Origin of the sequence: Nocardioides sp., assembly GCF_030655615.1 — a bacterium.
Lineage (GTDB): Bacteria > Actinomycetota > Actinomycetes > Propionibacteriales > Nocardioidaceae > Nocardioides.
Genome location: NZ_JAURVJ010000195.1, coordinates 1 through 20,136 on the forward strand (window position 1 = coordinate 1; position 20,136 = coordinate 20,136).

The following is a 20,136-nucleotide window of genomic DNA, read 5'->3' on the forward strand; positions in this document are numbered from 1 at the left end:
GCCCGGCGCCGGCTCCGCGTGGTCCTCACGATCCTCCTCGCCGGCCTGGTCGTCGGCGTCGCCGCCGTGCTCGGCGCCCTCTCGTGGACCTGGCTCGCGGCCCCGGCGGTCGTCCTGGTCGCCTGGCTCGTCGCCTGTCGCCGGATGGTGCGCCGCGAGCGCGCCGCCGGCGTCCCCGCCCGCCGGCTGCCGCTGATCGTCGAGGAGCCGGCCCCGGTCGACGACGAGGCCGACCCGGTGACGGCCGAGATCGTCGCGGTCGAGGTCGACGCCGAGGTCGAGGTCGAGGTCGAGACCGCCCCCGAGACCGCGTCGACCCCCGACCCGACCCCGGCCCCGTCGGCCTCGACCGACTGGGACCCGGTGCCTGTCACCCTCCCGACCTACGTCGGCAAGGAGCCCGCCGCCCGTCGCTCGGTCCGCACCATCGACCTCGACGACACCGGCGTCTGGACCTCCGGCCGCACCGCCGCCGACTCCAAGATCGCCCGCGAGGCCGACGCCGAGCGCGCCGAGCGCACCAAGAAGCAGGACGAGAAGCGCCGCGCCTCCGGGTCCTGACCTTCGGCCTGGATCTCCTAGAACTTGTTCTAGAAATGGGGTCTCAAGACCCGTCCGGTCGACTAGCGTCCGGGCATGGGCAAAGGTGCTTCGCTGACACGTGTGGCCATCGCCTACGCGATCGCGCTCGCGGTCGGGGCGGCGTGGTTGGCCGGCGGTCCCGACACCGGGAAGCTGTGGCTCGACGGCCTCGTCGCCGACCTGCTGGCCACGCTGGTGATCTTCGGCGCGAGCCGGCTGCACCACAACTCCAGCTTCTACGACGCCTACTGGAGCGTCCTGCCGCCCTTCCTGGCGGCGTACTGGTGGGTGGCTGCGGCTGCTGACGGCGCCGTCGACGACACCCGCAACGGGCTGGTGCTCGGCGTCATCGTGCTGTGGGCGGTGCGGCTGACCGGCAACTGGGTCTATGCGTTCCCGGGGCTCCACCACGAGGACTGGCGCTATCCCCAGCTGCGCGACCGTGCGGGCCGGGCCGAGGCCGTCGCCGACCTCGTCGCCATCCACGTGATCCCGACGCTGCAGGTCTTCCTGGCGATGGTGCCGGTCTACGTCGCCGTGACCGCGCCCGGCCGCGACGTCGGCTGGCTCGACGCGGTCGCCGTGGTCGTCGGGGTCGGGTCCGTGCTGCTCACCTTCGTCGCCGACGGCCAGATGTACCGCTTCGCCCGCACCAAGCAGCCGGGCCAGGCGATGGACCAGGGGCTGTGGGCCTGGTCGCGGCACCCCAACTACTTCGGCGAGTTCGGCTTCTGGGTCTCGCTCGCCCTCTTCGGCCTCGCCGCCTCGCCCGGCGACTGGGCGTTCGTGTGCCTGGGCGCCGTCGCGATGTTCGCGCTGTTCGAGCTCGCCAGCATCCCGATGATGGAGGAGCGCAGCCTCGAGCGCCGGCCGAGCTATCAGGCCGTCATCGACCGGGTGCCGCGGTTCGTGCCGCGTCCCCCACGCAAGGCGCGCACCGCGCCCGTCGCCACGCGATGACGCGGGTCGTCATCGCCGGGCTCGGCGACAGCGGCCTGCTCACCGCGATCCAGCTCGCCCGCTCGTCCGCAGCCAGGCGCGACCTCGAGGTCGTCGGCGTCTCCAGCAAGCCGATGCTGGTCAGCGGCCAGGAGCTCGGGATCCGGCTCGCGCGCCCCGACGACTGGCGCCGCGACTACCTCGTCGACTTCGCCCGCTACCGCAAGCTGCACGGCACCCGCTTCGTCCACGGCAGCCTCACCGGCCTCGACCTCGAGCGGCGGACGGTGGCGGTCACCCGACCCGACCACACGTCGTACGACGAGCCCTGGGACGTGCTGGTGATCTCGACCGGCGTCAGCAACGGGTTCTGGCGTCGGCCCGGCCTGGAGTCGCCGGCCGAGGTCGAGGCCGGGCTGCGGGCGGCCCACGAGCGCCTGGCCGGGGGCGCCTCGATCGCCGTGGTCGGCGGGGGAGCGGCGGCCGTCAGCAGCGCGGTCAACCTCGCGACGGCGTTCCCCGAGCAGCGGGTCGACCTCTGGTTCCCCGGCGAGCGCGCCCTGCCCGCCCACCACGGCAAGGTCTGGGCCGACGTCTCCCAGCGGCTCGAGGAGCTCGGCGTCGGCCTGCACCCGGGCCACCGCGCCGTCGTGCCCGACGGCTTCGACCTCGACGAGATCACCCGCGGCCCGGTGTCGTGGAGCACCGGCCAGCCGCCCGCCGAGGCCGACGCCGTGCTGTGGGCCATCGGCCGGGTGCGGCCCAACACCGGCTGGCTGCCGGCGGAGCTGCTCGACGCCGACGGCTTCGTGCGGACCGACCCCGACCTGAGGGTGCCCGGGCAGCCGCGGGTCTTCGCCATCGGCGACGTCGCCGCCACCGACCCGCTGCGCTCCTCGGCCCGCAACCGCGCCGACAAGGTCCTGGCCCGCAACATCGTCGCCGACCTGGCCGGCCGCCCGCTCAAGCGGATGCGGGCCCCGCGTCGGCGCTGGGGGTCGGTGACGGGGGTGCAGCCGGAGGGCGTCGACATCTACTTCCCGTCGGGGCAGAAGCTGCGCTTCCCCGGCTGGACCGCCCGCGTCGTCATGCAGGACCTGATCGCGCGCCGGGTGATCTACGGCGGCATCCGCAAGGGCTGACGCCCGCGGCGACGACTTCGGCTCCCGACGGCCCGCCCGGTAGGTTCGTGCGGTGTCCGACGTCCGCCCCCGCCGCACCTTCGCGGTCATCAGCCACCCCGACGCCGGCAAGTCGACGCTCACCGAGGCGCTCGCGCTGCACGCGCGGGTGATCACCGAGGCCGGCGCCGTGCACGGCAAGGGCGGACGGCGCGCGACGGTGTCCGACTGGATGGACATGGAGAAGGCGCGCGGCATCTCCATCACGTCGGCCGCGCTGCAGTTCAACTACCGCGACCACGTCGTCAACCTCGTCGACACCCCCGGTCACTCCGACTTCTCCGAGGACACCTACCGCGTGCTGTCGGCCGTCGACTCCGCGGTGATGCTCGTCGACGCCGGCAAGGGGCTCGAGCCGCAGACCCTCAAGCTGTTCCGGGTTTGCGCGCTGCGCGGCATCCCGGTGATCACGGTCATCAACAAGTGGGACCGGCCCGGCCTCTCGGCGCTCGAGCTGATGGACCTGATCGAGAAGCAGATCAAGCTGCGCCCGACGCCGCTGACCTGGCCGGTCGGCGAGGCGGGCGACTTCCGGGGGGTGCTCGATCGGCGTACGGGCGAGTTCGTGAAGTACACCCGCACGGCCGGCGGCGCGACCCGTGCGCCCGAGAAGCGGATGCCGCCCTCCGACGTCGGTGCCGAGGACCGCCCGGTCTGGGAGGACGCCGTCGAGGAGCACGAGCTGCTGGCCGCCGACGGGGCCGACCACGACCAGGAGCTGTTCCTGGCCGGTACGACGACCCCGGTCATGTTCGCCTCCGCCCTGCAGAACTTCGGCGTCGCCCAGCTGCTCGACCTGCTCCTCGACCTCGCGCCCGCGCCGCACACCACGCCCGGCATCGACGGGTCGCTCCGCGAGGTCGACGACGAGTTCAGCGCCTTCGTCTTCAAGGTCCAGTCGGGCATGAACGCCGCCCACCGCGACCGCCTCGCCTACGCCCGCGTCGTGTCCGGCACGTTCGAGCGCGGCATGGTCGTCACCCACGCCTCGACCCGCAAGCCGTTCGCGACGAAGTACGCCCAGGCCGTCTTCGGCCGCGAGCTCTCGTCGATCGAGACCGCCGCCCCCGGTGACATCATCGGCCTCGTCAACGCCGCCGCCCTGCGCGTCGGCGACACCGTCTACGTCGGCGAGCCGATCGAGTACCCGCCCGTCCCGACCTTCGCCCCCGAGCACTTCATGACCGCGACCGCGGCCGACATCGGCCGCTACAAGCAGTTCCGCAAAGGCATCGACCAGCTCGACCAGGAGGGCGTCGTCCAGGTCCTGCGCTCCGACCTGCGCGGCGACCAGAGCCCGGTGCTCGCCGCCGTCGGCCCGATGCAGTTCGAGGTCGTCCAGGAGCGGATGACCAACGAGTTCAACTCGCCGATCCGGCTCTCCCGCCTGGACTACCAGGTCGCCCGTCGTACCGACGACGCCGGCGCGACCGCGCTCGTCGGCAAGCGCGGCGTCGAGGTGCTGCACCGCTCCGACGGCACGCCCATGGCGCTCTTCGTCGACAAGTGGCGTGCCGACGTCACCGCCCGCGACAACCCCGACATCCTGCTCGAGGCGCTTCCTGCTGGCGGTGCCTGAGGGTCGACGTGGTGGAGATTCACCGCTTCAGCGGTGTTTCTCCTCCTTCTGTCATGAAGTTTCGAGCGACAAGCTGGAGATTCACCGCCTCAGCGGTGAATCTCCACGTGGGTCCCCAACCACAAGAATCAGACCCGAAGACAGCCGCAACCAGCCCTCAGCGCCCACCCGGCCCCACATAGGTGCCGCGCCCGGTGGGCAGCGGCAGGTCGAGGGTGGTCACGATGCCGGGCTTGGCGGCGAGCACGTCGGGGATGGCGTTCACGATCCGGCCGCAGGCGGCGACGATCGCGGCGTGGTTGTGGTCGCCGTGCTCGCTGCTCGGCACGACGTCGACGACATAGCTCGGCTCGCCGGTGATCTCGACGCGGTAGGAGCCGCCGCCGGCGGCCGGGCGCGCCCAGTCGGGGCGCAGGTCGTCGCGGGTGCGGGTGACGTGCTCGACGACGATCGCGGGGTGGCCGTCGACCAGGCCGCTGATCGAGAACCTCAGCGCCGCGATGGTGCCCTTCTCGATGCGGCCGGCGGCGATGTCATAGCTCTCGGGGGCCGGCTCGGCCTCCCAGTGCTCGACGATCTCGTCGACCTCGATGCCCAGCCCGGTCGCCATCATCCGGATCGCCGTGCCCCACGCCAGCCCGAGGACGCCCGGCAGGAACAGTAGCGGCGTGGAGTCGACCGGGGCGCCGAAGCCCATCAGGTCGAACATGACCTCGGCGCCGTCGTACGTCGCGTAGTCGGCCAGCTCGTAGCACTTCACCTGCGAGATCGACTGGCAGGTCGACGCGAGGGCGAGCGGCACCAGGTCGGAGGCGAAGCCCGGGTCGACGCCCGTGACGTAGACCGAGGCGCCGCCGGCCTGGGCCGAGGTCTCGACCTTGTCGATGACCTTCTGGGGCATCGTGCCCCAGGGGTACTGCAGCGTGCCGGGGGCCGAGCCCACGACGTCGATGCCGGCCTCGAGCAGTGCGCGGACGTCGTTGGTCGCCTCGACCGGGCGGGTGTCGCCCATGGCGCAGTAGACGACGCACTCGGGCTCGGCGGCGACCAGCGCGGCGAGGTCGCCGACCGCCGCGATCCCGGTCACCACCGACAGCCCGGCGAGCTCGCCGGCGTCCCGGCCGACCTTGTCGGGGCTGGACGTGCTGACCGCGACGAGCTCGAACCGGGGGTCGGTGATGAGCTGGCGCAGGGTTAGCATCCCGGCGTTGCCGGTCGCGACCTGGGCGACACGAATCGTCATGGACGGAATCTAGAACAGGTTCTACTTCGGGCGGTAGGGTCCGCCGCATGGGACGTGTGGACGGCAAGGTCGTGCTGATCAGCGGCGGCGCTCGCAACATCGGCGGGGCCAGCGCGCGGATGCTGGTCGCCGAGGGGGCGCAGGTCGTCATCGGCGACCTCCTCGACGAGGAGGGCGCCGCCCTGGCCGAGGAGCTCGGCGACGCCGCGCGCTACGTCCACCTCGACGTCACCTCCGACGAGGACTGGAAGGCCGCGGTCGCCTTCACGGTCGCCGAGTTCGGGCGTCTCGACGTGCTCTTCAACAACGCCGGCATCTTCAACGGCGGCCAGCTCCAGCGCTACAAGCAGTCGCTGTGGCAGGAGATGCTCGACGTCAACCTCACCGGCGCGTTCCTCGGCATCCGGGCCTCGGCCGACGCGCTGATCGCCGCCGGCGGCGGCTCGATCATCAACACCTCGTCGATCGAGGGGCTGCGCGGCACCCCCTGGGCCCACGGCTACGTCGCCTCCAAGTGGGGCCTGACCGGCCTGACCAAGTCCGTCGCGATGGAGCTCGCCCCCCACGGCATCCGCTGCAACTCCTTGCACCCCGGGCGCATCAGCACCCCCGCCACCGACCAGATGCCCGAGGGCCTCATCCCGATCCCGCTCGGCCGCGCGGGCCGGCCCGAGGAGGTGGCGACGTTCGTCGTCTTCCTCGCCAGCGACGAGTCGACCTTCACGACCGGCTCGGAGTTCGTCGTCGACGGCGGCACCGTCATGCACATCCCCACCAATCTCTGACCCGCTGAGGCCGCCGCAGGGCGCTCACCCCGACGGGTGATGCCCCGCTGCTGATCCGCCCGCGCCAGGCTAGGGTCGTGGCCGTGTCAGTGCTGGAGCGTCACCGGGTGCGCGTGACGGGTCACGTCGACGCCCAGCCGATGCTGTTCGCCCACGGCTTCGGCTGCGACCAGGCCATGTGGCGGCTGGTCGCTCCGGTGTTCGCCGAGGACTTCCGGGTCGTGCTGTTCGACCACCTCGGCTCGGGCGGCTCCGACGTCGACGCCTACGACGAGGCCGCCTACTCCGGGCTCGAGCGCTACGCCCAGGACGTGCTCGACATCTGCCACGAGCTCGACCTGCACGACGTCGTCTTCGTCGGCCACTCGGTCTCGTCGATGATCGGCGTGCTCGCCCAGATCGCCGAGCCCGACGTGTTCGCCCGCCTCGTCATGGTGGGCCCGTCGGCCCGCTACATCGACGACGGTGACTACGTCGGCGGGTTCTCCGAGGCCGACATCGACGAGCTGCTCGATCTGATGGACAGCAACCACCTCGGCTGGCAGGAGCCCCTCTCGGGGATGGTGATGCCCGGACCGGAGCTGGCGGAGCAGCGGGCCGAGCTCGACGCGAGCTTCTGCCGGACCCGGCCCGACATCGCCCGCCGGTTCGCCGGCGTCACCTTCCGCGGCGACAACCGGGCCGACCTGCCCCTGGTGTCGGTGCCGACGCTCGTGCTCCAGAACAGCAACGACCCGATCGCACCGCCGTCCGCGGGCGCCTACGTCCGTGACCACGTCCCGGGAGCGGTCCTCGAGGTCATCGAGACCAGCGGCCACTGCGCCCACCTGAGTGCCCCGTCCGAGACGATCGCGGCCATCCGCGCCTTCGTCCTCACGTGACCGGCGACCCGACCGGGCTGTTCGAGCACGCCCCGGCGGCCTACGTCGTCCTCGACCGCGACGGTGGCCGCATCCGGGAGGCCAACGGGGCGTTCCTCGCGCTGGTCGGCAGGTCGCGCGAGGACGTCCTCGGTCGCGGCCTGTCGAGCATGTGGAGCGTGGCGGGGCGGATCTTCCACGACACCCACCTGATGCCGACGCTCGAGCTGAGCGGGCGCATCGACGAGGTCGCCCTCGAGATCGTCACGGCGGGCGGGGCCCGGATCCCGGTGCTCCTCAACGCCAACCTCGACCGCTCCGGCGAGCACGCCGGCGAGGCGGCCGTCGTACGGGTCGTGCTCTTCCCGGCACGGCACCGGCGGCTCTACGAGACCGAGCTGCTCCGGGCGACCCGCGAGGCGGAGGAGGCGCGGAGCCGAGCGGTGGAGCTGGCGCGGAGCCTGCAGCAGACACTCATCCCGCCCGTCCCGCCGGTGATCCCGCGGCTGCAGATGTCGGCCGTCTACCGCCCCGCGGGCGCAGGCGACGAGGTCGGCGGCGACTTCTACGACGTGTTCAACGTCGCGCCCCGTGAGTGGGTCGTGGTGCTCGGCGACGTGTCGGGCAAGGGCATCCCGGCCGCCACCGTCACGGCCTACATCCGGCACACCGTCCGCGACCTCGCGATGCAGCACGCCGACCCCGCCGACCTCCTGCACGAGCTCGATGCCGGCCTGCACCAGCAGGACACCGACAAGTTCTGCACGGTCGTCGTACTGCGGCTCAGCGAGAGCGACCGGGGCTGGCGGGTCACCGGCTCGTCGGGCGGCCACCCGCTGCCGCTGCTCGGCCACCGCGACGGCACCGTCGTCGAGCTGGGGTCTCCGGGGTCGCTGATCGGGATCCTCGACGACGCGCGGTTCACGACCTTCACCCACGACCTGGCCGACGACGAGTTCGTGACGGTCTACACCGACGGGGTGACCGAGGCCCGCCGGGGCGGCGGGGCGCTGCTCGGCGACGAGACCCTGCAGCGGCTCGTCAGCCGCGTGGCGGCCGACCCCGCCAGCGTGAGCGACGCGATCGTGGCAGCCGCGCTGGCCTACCAGGACGACGTGGCGGTCGACGACATCGCGGTGCTGACCCTGCACCCGACCCGGGGCTGAGCCCGCCCCAGGACGAGCCGGTACGAGGTCAGCTCGTGCGGTGGGGGAGCGCGCAGACCTGCAGCACCCGCTGGGCGATCGTCGCCTCGGCGGCGAGCAGGTCGATCGGGTGCCCGGCCGTCGTGGACTGCTTGTGCGCCTTGGCGAGCACGCCGACGGCCACGCTGGGCAGGTAGAGCACCCCCGTGAGGTCGACGACGAGATCGCGCGAGTAGTCGGCGGAGTGCGCCGAGATGGCGTCGCGAAGGACGACCGCCTCGTTCTCGTCGATCTCACCGGTGACGGTCAGCACGGAGGCGGAGGCGTCGAAGTCAGCTGCAAAGGGACCAGGTTCCACGGGAGCAGGATAGTGGGTGGGAGTATCGACTCGCGGGTGAGCCTCCGACTGGTCGCCCCTGACATCGTGACCGTGCCCGGTGCCGCCTCGTGGCGCACTCCCCACCCCCTGGTAAGAAGACTCTGTGTACGACGACGACCTCGACGAGTTCATCGCAGCGCTGCAGGACGTGGTCCTTCCTGCTGGGGTGCCCGTCGTGCCCGGACTCGACGTCGCGGGCCACTTCTCGGTGCCGGCCGACCCGGGTGAGTCGACCGGCGCCTGGTTCGACGTGATCGTGCTTCGCTCGGGCCGCGTCGGCCTCGCCCTGGGACAGGTCCCGGGCAGCGGGCTGGCGGCCGTCGCCGCGGCGGGCGGCATCAGCGCGGTCCTGCGGGCCGGCCTCCTGTGCCACGAGGACCCGGTGGCCGCGCTCCAGCTCGGCGACCTCCACGCCGCCCACGCCGCCGACGTCCAGGGGACGACGGCCGTGCTGGCCCTGCTCGACCTGCGCGCCGGCGAGCTGACCTACGCCACCGCGGGCCACGACGCCCCCGTGCTCGCCGCCACCGACGGACCGAGCCGTCGGCTCGCCCGCACCGCCGGGGGCCCGCTGGGTGCCTCGGGCGACATCACCGTCGGCCACCAGCGCCTCGAGTCCGGTGACCTGGTCCTGCTCAGCACGCCGACGTCGACCGACACCACCACCGCCCTCCTCGACCGCACCCGCGTGGCCGGCGACGCGTCGTCGAGCTGTGCGGCCTTCGCCGAGAACGCCGCAGCCGACCAGCTGCGCGGCGCCGTGATCGTCGTGGTCGCCGAGCTGGCCGACGACGTCCCGGCCGACCTCGACGTCGAGCTCCCCATCGACGACACCACCACCCGGCGTACCCGCCGCCAGCTCGAGGAGTGGCTGACGACCGTGGGCGCGACGTCCATGGACGCCCTCTCCCTGACCCACGCCACCGCCGAGCTCGTGTCCAACGCCGTCGAGCACGCCTACGCCGGCAGCGACGGCCGTCAGGGCACCGTCCACCTGCGGGCCGTCCACGGGACCGACGGCCACGTCGTGGTCGACGTCAGCGACCACGGCCAGTGGCGCAACGCCACCGACGACATCGCCCGCGGCCGCGGCCTCGCCATGGCCGCCGGCCTGGTCGACGAGCTCGCCGTGACCACGGGCGCCGAGGGCACGTCCGCCCGCCTCCACCACCGCCTCTCGCGGCCCGTGCCCATCGACCGGGTCCCGATCCGGGCGAGCTGGCCCGAGGCCGAGCCGCTCGAGGTCACCCAGACCGAGCTCGGCTCGGTCCGGCTGAGCGGCGAGTTCGGCCACGACGAGGTCGACGAGATCACCTACGCCCTGCTCCTCGCCTCGCGAGGACGCACCCAGACGGTCGACCTCGACCTCACCGACGTCACCGCCATCTCAGCCGGGGGGCTGCGGGTCCTGGGCGACCTCGTCCGCGTCCCCTCCGAGGGGTCGGACGACCGTGCGAGCGTCGTGCTCCACGCCCGCGAGGGATCACCCGCGCAGGCCGAGCTCGAGCGCGCCGGGATCGCCCACCGTGCCTCCTGACGACTCGACCCAGGGGAGCACCACGGCCGCGCCCCTGCGCATCGCGATCGCGGCCGACGCTCCCGTGGTGATGGCGGGTGTGGCGTCGATGGTCCGCGACGCCGGCCCCGACGTGACGATGGTCGACCTTCCGTCGGGCTCGCTCGGCCTGACCGCGATCGACGTGGTGCTCTACGACCCCCTCAACGGAGTCCCCGCCGGCTGCGGCCCCTCCGGCGTACGACCCGGCCCTGCGCTGGTCGCGTTCTCCTGGTCGGTGCGCGCCGACACCGCCATGAAGGCGCGCGCCCAGGGCGCCGCCGGGCTGCTGTCCAAGGACCTGCCCGCCGACCAGCTCGTCGCCGCTCTCAAGGCGATCCGCGCGGGCGACCGGATGCCCTACACGGTCGTCGTCGACGACGGGGGGCCCGCCCGTCGCCGGAGCCGTCGGCCCGACGGGCTCACCGCCCGCGAGCTGGAGATGCTCGAGATGATCACGCGCGGTCTCAGCAACGAGGAGATCGCGAGCAGCCTCTACCTCAGCATCAACTCCGTGAAGACCTACATCCGCACGGCCTACCGCAAGATCGGCGTGACCCGCCGGCCGCAGGCCGTGCTGTGGGGCGTCCACCACGGGTTCGGCGACGACCCGCCCAACGGCCTGTCGGGCTGAACGGCGGTACGACTGGGTCGGCTCCGGCAGACTGGCCACCCGGTCGGCGACCGCAGGTCGGGACGAGCTCGAAGGGTGCACGGACGAGGATGAGCGTCAGGGACGAGCAGGTCGGCGAGTTCGACCACTACGCCCGCCTGGTCCGCCGCCTGCTCGGCGTACCGGTCGGCCTGGTGTCGCTGGTCGAGCCCGACCGCCAGGTCTTCGTCGGCGCGATCGGCCTGCCCGACGCCTACCAGCGCTCGCGTGAGACGCCGCTGTCGCACTCCTTCTGCCAGTACGTCGTCAAGGACGAGCGCCCGCTCATCATCAGCGACGCGCGGGTCGACCCCCGGCTCTCCGACAACCTCGCGATCGAGGACCTCGGCGTCGTGGCCTACGCCGGGTGGCCGGTCACCGACCACACCGGCCGCGCCATCGGGTCGCTGTGCGCCATCGACTCGGTGCCGCGCGAGTGGACCCGCGAGGACGTCGAGACCCTCGAGGACCTCGCCGCCGCCTGCTCCGCCGAGCTCGCGGAGCGGCAGCGGGCCATCGAGGCCGAGATCGCGCGGGAGTCCGCCGAGGAGTTCGGTGAGCAGACGCGAGCGCTTCTCACCCTGAGCACCGCCCTGGCCGCGACCGAGACGCTCGCCGACGTCGCGGCCGCCGTCGTACGCATCAGCACGACCGAGCTCGGCTGCTCCCACGCCGGGCTGTGGCTGCGCTCGGGCGTCGCGGTCGGCCACGCCGCCCCCGTCGCCTCCGAGGACCGGATGCGGTCGCGGGTGCGCGCGGAGCCACGCCCCGAGACGTTGACCTACGTCGAGAACTCCGACACCTGGCTCAACGCCCTCGTCCTGGGCGAGCTGCCGCTCGACGGCACCAACCCCCTCGGCGAGGCCCTGACCCGCCGCCAGATGGTCGCCTACGAGTCGCGGGCCGCCCAGAACCTGGCCTACCCCCACCTCGACAACCCCGAGCAGCTGGGCGAGGCCCGGGCCTTCCTCCCGCTCCGTCTCGGGGGCCGCGACTACGGCGTGCTCGCGCTGCTGTGGCCCGGTCGCCGCCAGTTCACCGACCACGACCGGGTCAACATGGCCGCCCTGGCCTCCTACACGGCCCAGGCGGTCCACCGCGCCCAGCTGCTCCAGCAGCGGCTCGACGTGGCGCTGACGCTCCAGCACGCGATGCTCACCAGCCTGCCGCGCCCGGCGCACCTGACGCTGACCGCGCGCTACCGCCCGGCCGGGGCAGGCGAGGAGGTCGGCGGCGACTGGTACGACGCGCTCGTGACCCCGTCGGGCACGACCTACGTGATGATCGGCGACGTCGCCGGCCACGACATGGAGGCGGCCGCCGTCATGGGCCAGCTGCGCAGCATGCTGCGGATGACGGCGTGGCTGTCCGCGACGTCCTACGACGGGACGCCGGCGCGCGAGCTCGAGCAGCTCGACTGCGCCATGGAGGGGTTGGCCGTCGACACGGTCGCCACCGCCGTCCTCGCCCGGATCGAGCCGCTCGTCGACGGACCCGCGGGGTCGGGTGACGGTCGGCGGCTGCTGCGGTGGGCCAACGCCGGTCACCTGCCGCCGGTGCTCGTCGAGCCCGACGGGACCGCGCGGCTGCTGACCGGGGCCGACGGCAACGACCCGATGCTCGGCATGAGCCCCGACGCGCCCCGGTGCGACCAGACCGTGGCGGTCGCCCCGGGCTCGTGCCTGCTGCTCTACACCGACGGGCTCGTCGAGCGCCGAGGCGAGCCCCTCGACGAGGGTCTCGAGCGGCTCCTCGCGGCCGTCACCCGGCACGCGGCGCGCAGCCAGGACGAGCTCCTCGACCTGGTCCTGCACGACCTCGTCGGCGACACGCCGACCGACGACGTCGCCCTCCTCGCTGTCCGGTTCGGCGGGGAGTAGACCTGTCGTCGTGACTGCTCCATCGTTCGTGGCGTCGTACGACGAGACCACCTCGACCCTGGCACTCCGCGGCATCATCGACGAGCTGTCGATCGCCGAGATGGAGTCGGCGATCACGCAGGCGACGGCCGACCACACGCGCTCGGCCACCATCGACCTGAGCGACGTCGACTTCCTCCCCAGCATCGGGCTGGGGGTGCTGGCTGTCGCGATGCGCCACGGCCGGACCGCCGGCGCCGAGCTGGTGCTGCGCACCCGGCGTGGCACGCTGTCCCAGCGGGTGCTCGAGATCAGCGGCCTGCCGTTCGAGCTCGTGTGACGACCGGTCCGGACCCGACCGTCCGCTGCCGGTCCTGCCGTGCCGAGGTGGGCGACGTCGTCCTCGACCTCGGTCACCAGCCGTCGGCGGAGACCTTCCCCGCTCGGTCGGTCGACCCGTCGACCGACGAGCGGCACCGGCTCCGGATGGGGCTGTGCGGTGCGTGCGGGCTGGCCCAGCTGATGGAGGACCCCGGCACGGTCGAGGAGCAGACCATGGTGGTCGAGCCCCTGTCGATGACCGAGCAGGCCGAGGCGACGCTGGCGTTCGCGGCCGCCCACGTGCCACTCGGTGCGGGGACGCGGGTCGTCGAGCTCGGTAGCCCGCACGGTGGCTCCCTGGTGCCACGGCTCGAGGCGGCGGGCCTCACGGTGCTGTCCCCGGGGGCGCCCGAGGCCGCGGGCTCGACCGACGTCGTGGTCGACGTCTACGGGCTCCTGCACGACGCCGACCAGACGGCCGCCCTCGCCCACCGCGTCGCCCTCCTCCGGCCCGGCGGCGCGCTGGTGCTCCAGCTCCACACGCTCGCCTCGGTCATCGCGGTCGGCCAGTTCTCCGAGCTGCGCCACGGCCACTTCGCCTACTGGTCCCTCCCCGCCCTCGACGGCGCCCTGCGTCGCCACGGGCTCGGCGTGCACCGGGCGCGGCGGTTCCCCCTGGACCACGGCACCCTCGCCGTCGTCGCGACGGCCAGCCCCGAGCCCGACGACGAGACGCTGTCCCTGCTCGCGGCCGAGCGGGCGGCCGGGGTGACCGACCCTCAGGTGCTCCGCACGCTCCAGCACGGCGCCGACGTCGCGACCGGCCACCTGCGGGACTGGCTCGTCGCCGAGCGCGACGCCGGCCGCAGCGTGATGGGATACGGCGCAGCCGGCCGCTCGGTGCCGCTGCTCTGCCACGGCGCGATCGACGCCTCGCTCCTCCCGGCCGTCGCCGACGCGGCGACCACCAAGCACGGACGCCGCCTCCCCGGCACCGACATCCCGATCGTCACCCCCGCCGACCTGCTCGCCCGCCGCCCCGACCGCGTGCTCCTCTTCCTCCCCGACCTCCTCACCGAGGTGCGCCGGGCCCTCCCCGAGGTCGAGGCCGCCGGCGGCCGCTGGGTCGTCCTCACCCCCGCCCCCCGCGTCGTCGACCCCGAGTGAGCGCTGACCCGTCAGCTATCGCTGACGGGTCAGCGCGGACGGACGCCGACCCGTCAGCAATTGCTGACGGGTCAGCGTGGGGGGCTAGACGGGGCTAGACGGGGCTGTCGGGGGCGCGGCTGGTGCCGTCGGTGAGCTGGCCGGGGTCGCGCTCGTGCAGGGCGGCCTGGGTCGACAGCCGGCTGCGCCAGCGGTGGAGGGCCTTCTTGACGCGGTAGAGCAGCAGGAGCAGCCGCGGGGCCCAGCGCAGGGCGAGGACCACGCCGCGGGTGCGGGCGTCGGGCCGGTGGGCGAGGGCGGCCTCGGCGGCCTCGCGGGCGCCGGGCACGTCGCCCTCGAGCAGCAGGCGGCGGGCCCGCACGGTCGCGCGGCGGTGCCGGCTGCGGGGGATAGCGACCGCCAGTGCCGCCCGGTCCTCGGCGGTGCCGATCTCGTCGACCGCGGCGGTCACGACGCGCTCGAACGAGTCCTCCATGACCTCGACGCCGCGGGCGCCCCGGGAGTCGGAGTTCTCGCTCTCGCGGTAGAGCGCGAGCGGCTCCTCGAGCACCTGGTGGACGTAGCCGGCGGTCAGCAGGTCGACGAAGAACGAGAGGTCCTCGACCGCGGGGGTGTCGTGGCGGAAGCCGCCGATGGCGTCCCAGACCTCCTTGCGGACCAGCCCGGTGTAGTAGGGGATCCAGCCCTCGACCATCTCGCGCAGCGTGACGGGCGCCCCCTGGCGGTAGGCCGCCGGGACGGGCTCGCGGAAGGTCGGTCGGCGTACGCCGGTCTTGGTCAGGAAGCGGGCGTCGGGGGTGAGCACGTGCACGTCGGGGAGCCCGTCGAGCGTCGTCACGAGCCGCTCCATGAACATCGGCTCGACCAGGTCGTCGGTGTGCAGGACGGCGACGTAGCGACCGACGGCTGCGCGGCCCGCGGCGTTGACGCCGCCGGCGGCGAAGGCGTTGGGCTGCCGGATCAGCACGACCCGGGGGTCCGCGAGGTAGGGCTCGACGATGCGGGCCATCTCGTCGGACGGCCCGTTGTCGACGACGACCAGCTGCCAGTCGTCGCGGGTCTGCGCGCGCACCGACTCGATGGTCTCGACCACGGTGTCCTCGGTGCGGTAGGCGCAGCAGAGGAACGAGACGGAGGGCCGGTCGGGCTCGTCGGGCGCGCTCATCAAGCGGCTCCCGTCGGTACGCCGGGCTCGACGACGATCCGCGCGGGGTGGAAGCCCTCGGCGTAGCGGTGCCCGGCCTGGACGCCGCGCAGGCGGGCGAGCCCGCGGAAGACCTCGTCGTCGAACCAGGTGCGGTCCTGCTGCGAGGGGTAGCCGGCGTGCAGCAGCCGGCACTTGTCGGCCAGGACCTCGGCCGTCAGCGGCACCGAGACGAGCGGCTGCGCGAGGTCGGCCTCGGCCTTGAGGATCTCGTAGCCGAGCACCAGGTGGTCACGGAACACCGTCGGCACCAGCCGCGCGAGCCCGCGGTGGTCCTGGTGGTTGTCGTGCGTCGACGGCGCGAGCACGAGGTCGGGCTCGCAGGTGCGGCGGAAGGTCTCGAGCTCGTCCTTGGCGCGGTTCCAGTGGTCGGGCAGTCGTCCGTCGGGGAGGTCGAGCACGGTCACCTCGAGATCGGCGCCCGGGCAGAACGACGCGAGGGCGGTGCGCTCCTCGGCCTCGCGCGGGGTGCCGGCTCCGCTGAGCACGAGCGCCCGCACCCGCAGCCCCGGCCGGGCCAGGCACCAGGTCAGCAGCGTGCCGCCGGCGCCGATCGCGACGTCGTCGCAGTGGGCACCGAGGACGACGACCTCGTCGCAGTGCGCCGGGACCAGGGAGCGCATCAGCTCGGCTGCTCCTGCGCGACGGACTTCTCCCACAGCATCCACGGACGGTCACCCGAGCGGAACGACGTCTCGAGCTCGTTGCGCTCCTTGACGGTGTCGGCCGACTTCCAGAACCCGTCGTAGCGGTGGGCGAGCAGGCCGCCGGTGGTGGCGAGCGCGGCGCAGGCGTCGCCGACCAGGTCGCCGCCGGGCGGGATCAGGTCGATGACCTCGGGCCTGAGCACGAAGTAGCCGCCGTTGATGTGGACCGCCATGTCGGTCACGGGCCTGATGGACGACACCCGGTCGGACTCGTCGGTCTCGACGACGTGGAACGGCGCGACCGGCGGTACGGCGAGCAGCGCGGCCGTGGCGTCGCTGTCGCGGAACCGGTCGACCATGACGTCGAGCGGGAGGTCGGTGAGGCCGTCGGCGTAGTTGGCCAGGAACATCTCCTCGTCCTCCACCAGGTGGCGCACGCGGCGCAGCCGCTCCCCGATGGGGGAGTCGATCCCGGTGTGGACGAAGTGGATCGTCCAGTCGGCGATGTCGCTGCCGGTCATCGTGACCTCGCGGTCGCGCAGCACGAAGTCGTTGGACTCGGTCTCGCGGTAGTCGAGGAAGTAGTTCTTGATGTGGTGGTCGCCGTAGCCGAGGCAGAGGACGAACTCGGTGTGCCCGAAGTGGGCGTAGTAGCGCATGACGTGCCAGATGAGGGGCCGCGGCCCGACGAGCTGCATGGGCTTGGGCACGTCGGACTCGCCCGACCCGGTGCGCATGCGCATGCCGTAGCCACCGCAGAACAGCACGACCTTCACGGTTCGATGACCTCCAGCTCGGGGATGGCGACGACGAGCTTGCCGCCCCACTCGCCGACGGAGGCGAGCTGGGGGACGATCTCGTCGCGCAGGTTCCAGGGGAGGATCAGGACGTAGTCGGGCCGGTCGGTCTCGATCCTCTCCGGAGGATGTATCGGTATCCGCGTGCCCGGAGTGAAGCGTCCGTGCTTGTAGGGGTTGCGGTCGACCGTCCAGGCGAGCAGGTCGGGGCGGATGCCGCAGTAGTTGAGCAGCGTGTTGCCCTTGCCGGGGGCGCCGTAGCCGACCACGGTCTTGCCCGCGTCGGCGGCCTCGACGAGGAAGCGGACGAGGTCGTTGCGCACGCGGGCCACCCGGTCGGCGAACCCGGCGTACCCCGCGACGGTGTCGAGACCGGCAGCCGCCTCCTGGGCGAGTACGTCGGCCACGCGGCTGGAGCGTTCCTGCCCGACCTCGACGGGTCGGGCCCAGAGCCGGAGCGACCCGCCGTGGGTGGGCACGAGCTCGACGTCGACGACGTCGAGCCCGGCGGTCGCGAGCGCGGTCTGCGCGGTCTGGAGCGTGTAGTACTGGAAGTGCTCGTGGTAGATCGTGTCGAACTGGCAGTGCTCGACCAGCGTGAGCAGGTGCTGGACCTCGATGACGACCCAGCCGTCGTCGGCGACCAGGAGGCGCAGGCCCTCGGTGAAGCCGAGCAGGTCGGGGATGTGGGCGTAGACGTTGTTGGCCACCACGACGTCGGCCGGGCCGTGCTCGCTCCGCACCGCCGCGGCGGTCGTGGGGTCGAGGAACTCGGTGACGGTCGGGACGCCCTTGTCGCGCGCGGCCTGCCCGACGTTGGCCGACGGCTCGATGCCGAGCGCCCGGATGCCCTGGGCCACCGCGTGCTGGAGCAGGTAGCCGTCGTTGCTGGCCACCTCGACGACGAACTCCGGCGCCGCCCGCTCGACGATCGCGTCGACGTAGCGGCGGGCGTGCTCGACCCAGGAGCTGGAGAACGACGAGAAGTAGGCGTACTCGGTGAACGTCTCGTCCGGGTCGATGAGCGACGGGATCTGCACCAGCAGGCACTGGTCGCAGACCCGCGCGTGGAGCGGATAGGTGGGCTCCGGCTCGTCGAGGCCGGCCGCGGTGAGGAACAGCTCGCACGGCGGCGAGGCGCCGAGGTCGACGAACGTCGTCAGCTCCGTCGATCCGCACAGACGGCACGCCAATGCGGCAGTCACTCGTTCTCCTCTGCTTGTCCACACCCCCGTGGGGAAGGGCCTCGGCGATGCTAGCCCCGTGCCCAGAAGAGCGCCGGAGGATGCGGCACCAGGTGACGTTGCCGACAGCGGTGGGCTGGACCACCGGCACTACGCCGCCGCGGTCAGCGCGCCGGCTGCTCCCGCAGCTCGGGGTCGAGCTCGCCGCGCTGCTGCCGGTCCTGGAGCCAGGCCAGGCGCGTGAAGCGGCGGTCGAAGGCCTCGCGGGTCAGGCCGTGCTGCCGGTAGGCGTCGACGAGCTCGCGGGCGCCGTCGGCGATCGACCACTGCGCGCTCCACGCGGGCAGGGCGCGGGTGACCTTGGCGAAGTCGACCCGGTAGGAGCGGGGGTCACCGCCGGCCTCGCCGGTGATCTCGACCGTCGCCGTGGGGACCGCCTCGGCGACGGCCTCGGCGACCTGGGAGACGCGGACGTTGTTGGCGTCGGAGCCGATGTTGAACGCCTGGGCGTGAACGACCTCGCGAGGTGCCTCGAGCGCTGCGAGGAAGGCCGAGGCGATGTCGGCGGCGTGGACCAGCGGGCGCCACGGGGTGCCGTCGGACATCACGAGGATCCGGTCGCTGAGCACGGCGTGGCCGACGAGGTTGTTGAGCACGATGTCGCCGCGCAGCCGCGGCGAGAAGCCGAACGCGGTGGCGTTGCGCAGCGAGACCGGTGTGAAGTCGTCGTCGGCGAGGGCGACGAGGTCGTCCTCGACGCGCACCTTCGACTCCGCGTAGGGAGTGACCGGCCGCATGGGCGCGTCCTCGCCGAGGACGTCGTCGGTGCCCGAGGCGCCGTAGACCGAGCACGTCGAGGCGTAGAGGAACCGGCTCACCCCGGCCTCGCGCGCCAGCCGCGCCAGTCGCGACGACGCGTGGTGGTTGATGTCGTAGGTCAGCTCGGGCGCGAGCGACCCGAGCGGGTCGTTGGACAGCGCCGCCAGGTGGATCACGGCGTCGAAGCCGCTGAGGTCGGCCTCGCCGACGTCGCGCAGGTCGACGCGGATCGCCGGCGGGTCGGCCGGGGCGGGCCCGAGCACGGCGGCCTCGAACAGACCCGAGTCGAGCCCGGTGACCTCGTGGCCGGCGGCGGTCAGGACCGGCACCATGACCGTCCCGAGATAGCCCAGGTGGCCGGTGACCAGTACGCGCACGACAACTCCTCTTCGACGACCGAGAACCGCGCGAGCCTAGCGCGCCGCTGAGGAATGGCCCGGAATGACTAGCGCCGGACGCCAGGACAGGTGACAGGGTGCCCGAGGTGCCTCCGCGCACCCCGCGAGACCGACCTCCTCAGACCTTGGAGCACCGATGACCCTGACCTCTGCCAGACGCGCGCTGACGGCGACGATCGCGGCTGCGCTCGCCGCGGGTTGCCTGCTGGCCCCGGCCGGCTCGGCCGGCGCGCTCGACGCCGGGCGTCGCGCCGTCACCGGCAGCGACTTCCCGCGGGTACGACCCGTCGTCAGGGTCGCCCCGGAGCTCGCCGGGGTCCAGCGGCAGGTCAGCCAGGGCGCCGACCTCCGGGTCCCGACGCAGTACGACACCAACGGCGACGAGCCGTCGTGCAGCAACAGCGGGGTCGACGACCGGCTCGGCGTCGAGGCGTCGTACAGCGGTGGCACCAGCGTCTACGACGGCTTCTCCCCGCTCCAGGCCCGGATCTTCGTCACGGGCTCCAAGGCCGCCGCCAGGCAGCTCCTGGGCAAGGTCCGCCGGACCGTGCGCCACTGCCTGGGCGACGTCGACGACTTCGCCGCCTACGGCAACGCGCGGATCCTCGCGCTCGCGGTGCCCAGAAGACTGGGCAAGGACCGCTTCGGGTTCCGGGTCTCCGGCGACCTCCAGAGCCGCGTGGTGCGCGTCTTCACCGTCAAGGGCAGGCGGCTGCTCGAGGTCACCGTCGACGGCGACGTGCCCGAGGGTGCCCAGCTGACGTGGAAGCAGAAGTACCGCATCGCCTACGGCGTCACGGGCCTCCTGCGCGGCACGGCCTGAGGACGCCCCTCGTCCGC

19 protein-coding genes and 1 pseudogene are annotated in these 20,136 nt (G+C 72.9%); 13 read left to right on the forward strand and 7 right to left on the reverse strand.

Annotated elements, in window-relative coordinates; all coding sequences use genetic code 11:
• From Q7T52_RS16375 to Q7T52_RS16390, 4 genes and pseudogenes are all read left to right on the forward strand, one after another.
• A pseudogene (locus tag Q7T52_RS16375) lies at nucleotides 1–561 on the forward strand (hypothetical protein); the annotation flags it as partial.
• 75 nt (nucleotides 562–636) lie between these two features.
• Complete coding sequence (locus Q7T52_RS16380) at nucleotides 637–1,542, forward strand: DUF1295 domain-containing protein (RefSeq protein WP_304804358.1); 906 nt, start codon at nucleotides 637–639, stop codon at nucleotides 1,540–1,542.
• Nucleotides 1,539–2,663 carry an FAD-dependent oxidoreductase gene (locus tag Q7T52_RS16385; protein ID WP_304804359.1) on the forward strand — a complete coding sequence of 375 codons (1,125 nt, stop codon included), beginning with the start codon at nucleotides 1,539–1,541 and terminating at the stop codon, nucleotides 2,661–2,663. The genes Q7T52_RS16380 and Q7T52_RS16385 overlap by 4 nt, the downstream gene beginning before the upstream one ends.
• A 52-nt stretch (nucleotides 2,664–2,715) precedes the next feature.
• Nucleotides 2,716–4,281 carry a peptide chain release factor 3 gene (locus tag Q7T52_RS16390; protein ID WP_304804361.1) on the forward strand — a complete coding sequence of 522 codons (1,566 nt, stop codon included), beginning with the start codon at nucleotides 2,716–2,718 and terminating at the stop codon, nucleotides 4,279–4,281.
• A gap of 157 nt (nucleotides 4,282–4,438) precedes the next feature.
• Here the strand turns inward: Q7T52_RS16390 and Q7T52_RS16395 are convergent, their stop codons facing one another.
• Nucleotides 4,439–5,524, reverse strand: coding sequence for a diacylglycerol kinase (locus Q7T52_RS16395; protein WP_304804363.1), 1,086 nt, complete (start codon nucleotides 5,522–5,524; stop codon nucleotides 4,439–4,441).
• Nucleotides 5,525–5,571: 47 nt separating this feature from the next.
• Between Q7T52_RS16395 and Q7T52_RS16400 the strand changes: the two genes are divergently transcribed.
• The 3 genes from Q7T52_RS16400 (at nucleotide 5,572) to Q7T52_RS16410 (ending at nucleotide 8,335) form a co-directional block, all read left to right on the forward strand.
• Nucleotides 5,572–6,309: an SDR family oxidoreductase gene (locus tag Q7T52_RS16400; RefSeq protein ID WP_304804365.1), complete on the forward strand. Its 738-nt coding sequence runs from the start codon at nucleotides 5,572–5,574 to the stop codon at nucleotides 6,307–6,309.
• An 83-nt stretch (nucleotides 6,310–6,392) separates the two neighbouring features.
• A complete protein-coding gene (locus tag Q7T52_RS16405) occupies nucleotides 6,393–7,190 on the forward strand; it encodes an alpha/beta fold hydrolase (RefSeq protein WP_304804366.1) in 798 nt (265 codons plus the stop codon).
• Nucleotides 7,187–8,335 carry a PP2C family protein-serine/threonine phosphatase gene (locus Q7T52_RS16410; RefSeq protein ID WP_304804368.1) on the forward strand — a complete coding sequence of 383 codons (1,149 nt, stop codon included), beginning with the start codon at nucleotides 7,187–7,189 and terminating at the stop codon, nucleotides 8,333–8,335. The genes Q7T52_RS16405 and Q7T52_RS16410 overlap by 4 nt, the downstream gene beginning before the upstream one ends.
• Nucleotides 8,336–8,363: 28 nt before the next feature.
• Here Q7T52_RS16410 and Q7T52_RS16415 read toward each other — a convergent pair whose 3' ends face one another.
• Nucleotides 8,364–8,672: an STAS domain-containing protein gene (locus tag Q7T52_RS16415; protein ID WP_304804370.1), complete on the reverse strand. Its 309-nt coding sequence runs from the start codon at nucleotides 8,670–8,672 to the stop codon at nucleotides 8,364–8,366.
• Between the two features lie 124 nt (nucleotides 8,673–8,796).
• On the opposite strand from Q7T52_RS16415, the gene Q7T52_RS16420 reads away from it, so the two are divergent.
• The 5 genes from Q7T52_RS16420 (at nucleotide 8,797) to Q7T52_RS16440 (ending at nucleotide 14,247) form a co-directional block, all read left to right on the forward strand.
• Nucleotides 8,797–10,230, forward strand: coding sequence for an ATP-binding protein (locus Q7T52_RS16420; RefSeq protein WP_304804372.1), 1,434 nt, complete (start codon nucleotides 8,797–8,799; stop codon nucleotides 10,228–10,230).
• Complete coding sequence (locus tag Q7T52_RS16425) at nucleotides 10,220–10,882, forward strand: response regulator transcription factor (RefSeq protein WP_304804374.1); 663 nt, start codon at nucleotides 10,220–10,222, stop codon at nucleotides 10,880–10,882. The genes Q7T52_RS16420 and Q7T52_RS16425 overlap by 11 nt, the downstream gene beginning before the upstream one ends.
• Nucleotides 10,883–10,971: 89 nt before the next feature.
• Nucleotides 10,972–12,780: a GAF domain-containing SpoIIE family protein phosphatase gene (locus tag Q7T52_RS16430; RefSeq protein WP_304804376.1), complete on the forward strand. Its 1,809-nt coding sequence runs from the start codon at nucleotides 10,972–10,974 to the stop codon at nucleotides 12,778–12,780.
• A gap of 10 nt (nucleotides 12,781–12,790) precedes the next feature.
• Entirely contained in the window at nucleotides 12,791–13,099 is a 309-nt protein-coding gene (locus tag Q7T52_RS16435) for an STAS domain-containing protein (RefSeq protein WP_304804378.1), read from the forward strand.
• A complete protein-coding gene (locus Q7T52_RS16440) occupies nucleotides 13,096–14,247 on the forward strand; it encodes a class I SAM-dependent methyltransferase (protein ID WP_304804380.1) in 1,152 nt (383 codons plus the stop codon). The genes Q7T52_RS16435 and Q7T52_RS16440 overlap by 4 nt, the downstream gene beginning before the upstream one ends.
• A 94-nt stretch (nucleotides 14,248–14,341) precedes the next feature.
• Here the strand turns inward: Q7T52_RS16440 and Q7T52_RS16445 are convergent, their stop codons facing one another.
• The 5 genes from Q7T52_RS16445 to Q7T52_RS16465 all read right to left on the reverse strand — a co-directional run bounded on the left by Q7T52_RS16445 (nucleotide 14,342) and on the right by Q7T52_RS16465 (nucleotide 19,275).
• Nucleotides 14,342–15,412, reverse strand: coding sequence for a glycosyltransferase family A protein (locus Q7T52_RS16445; protein ID WP_304804382.1), 1,071 nt, complete (start codon nucleotides 15,410–15,412; stop codon nucleotides 14,342–14,344).
• Complete coding sequence (locus Q7T52_RS16450) at nucleotides 15,412–16,074, reverse strand: PIG-L deacetylase family protein (RefSeq protein ID WP_304804383.1); 663 nt, start codon at nucleotides 16,072–16,074, stop codon at nucleotides 15,412–15,414. The genes Q7T52_RS16445 and Q7T52_RS16450 overlap by 1 nt, the downstream gene beginning before the upstream one ends.
• The gene (locus Q7T52_RS16455; protein ID WP_304804385.1) at nucleotides 16,074–16,874 is read right to left on the reverse strand and encodes a glucose-1-phosphate cytidylyltransferase; all 801 of its coding nucleotides are present in this window, start codon (nucleotides 16,872–16,874) and stop codon (nucleotides 16,074–16,076) included. The genes Q7T52_RS16450 and Q7T52_RS16455 overlap by 1 nt, the downstream gene beginning before the upstream one ends.
• Nucleotides 16,871–18,100 (reverse strand): class I SAM-dependent methyltransferase, encoded by a 1,230-nt coding sequence (locus tag Q7T52_RS16460; RefSeq protein ID WP_304804387.1) that lies wholly within the window; start codon nucleotides 18,098–18,100, stop codon nucleotides 16,871–16,873. The genes Q7T52_RS16455 and Q7T52_RS16460 overlap by 4 nt, the downstream gene beginning before the upstream one ends.
• A gap of 143 nt (nucleotides 18,101–18,243) precedes the next feature.
• The gene (locus tag Q7T52_RS16465) at nucleotides 18,244–19,275 is read right to left on the reverse strand and encodes an NAD(P)-dependent oxidoreductase (RefSeq protein ID WP_304804388.1); all 1,032 of its coding nucleotides are present in this window, start codon (nucleotides 19,273–19,275) and stop codon (nucleotides 18,244–18,246) included.
• A gap of 157 nt (nucleotides 19,276–19,432) precedes the next feature.
• Between Q7T52_RS16465 and Q7T52_RS16470 the strand changes: the two genes are divergently transcribed.
• The gene (locus Q7T52_RS16470; RefSeq protein ID WP_304804390.1) at nucleotides 19,433–20,119 is read left to right on the forward strand and encodes a hypothetical protein; all 687 of its coding nucleotides are present in this window, start codon (nucleotides 19,433–19,435) and stop codon (nucleotides 20,117–20,119) included.
• Nucleotides 20,120–20,136: the final 17 nt, after the last annotated feature.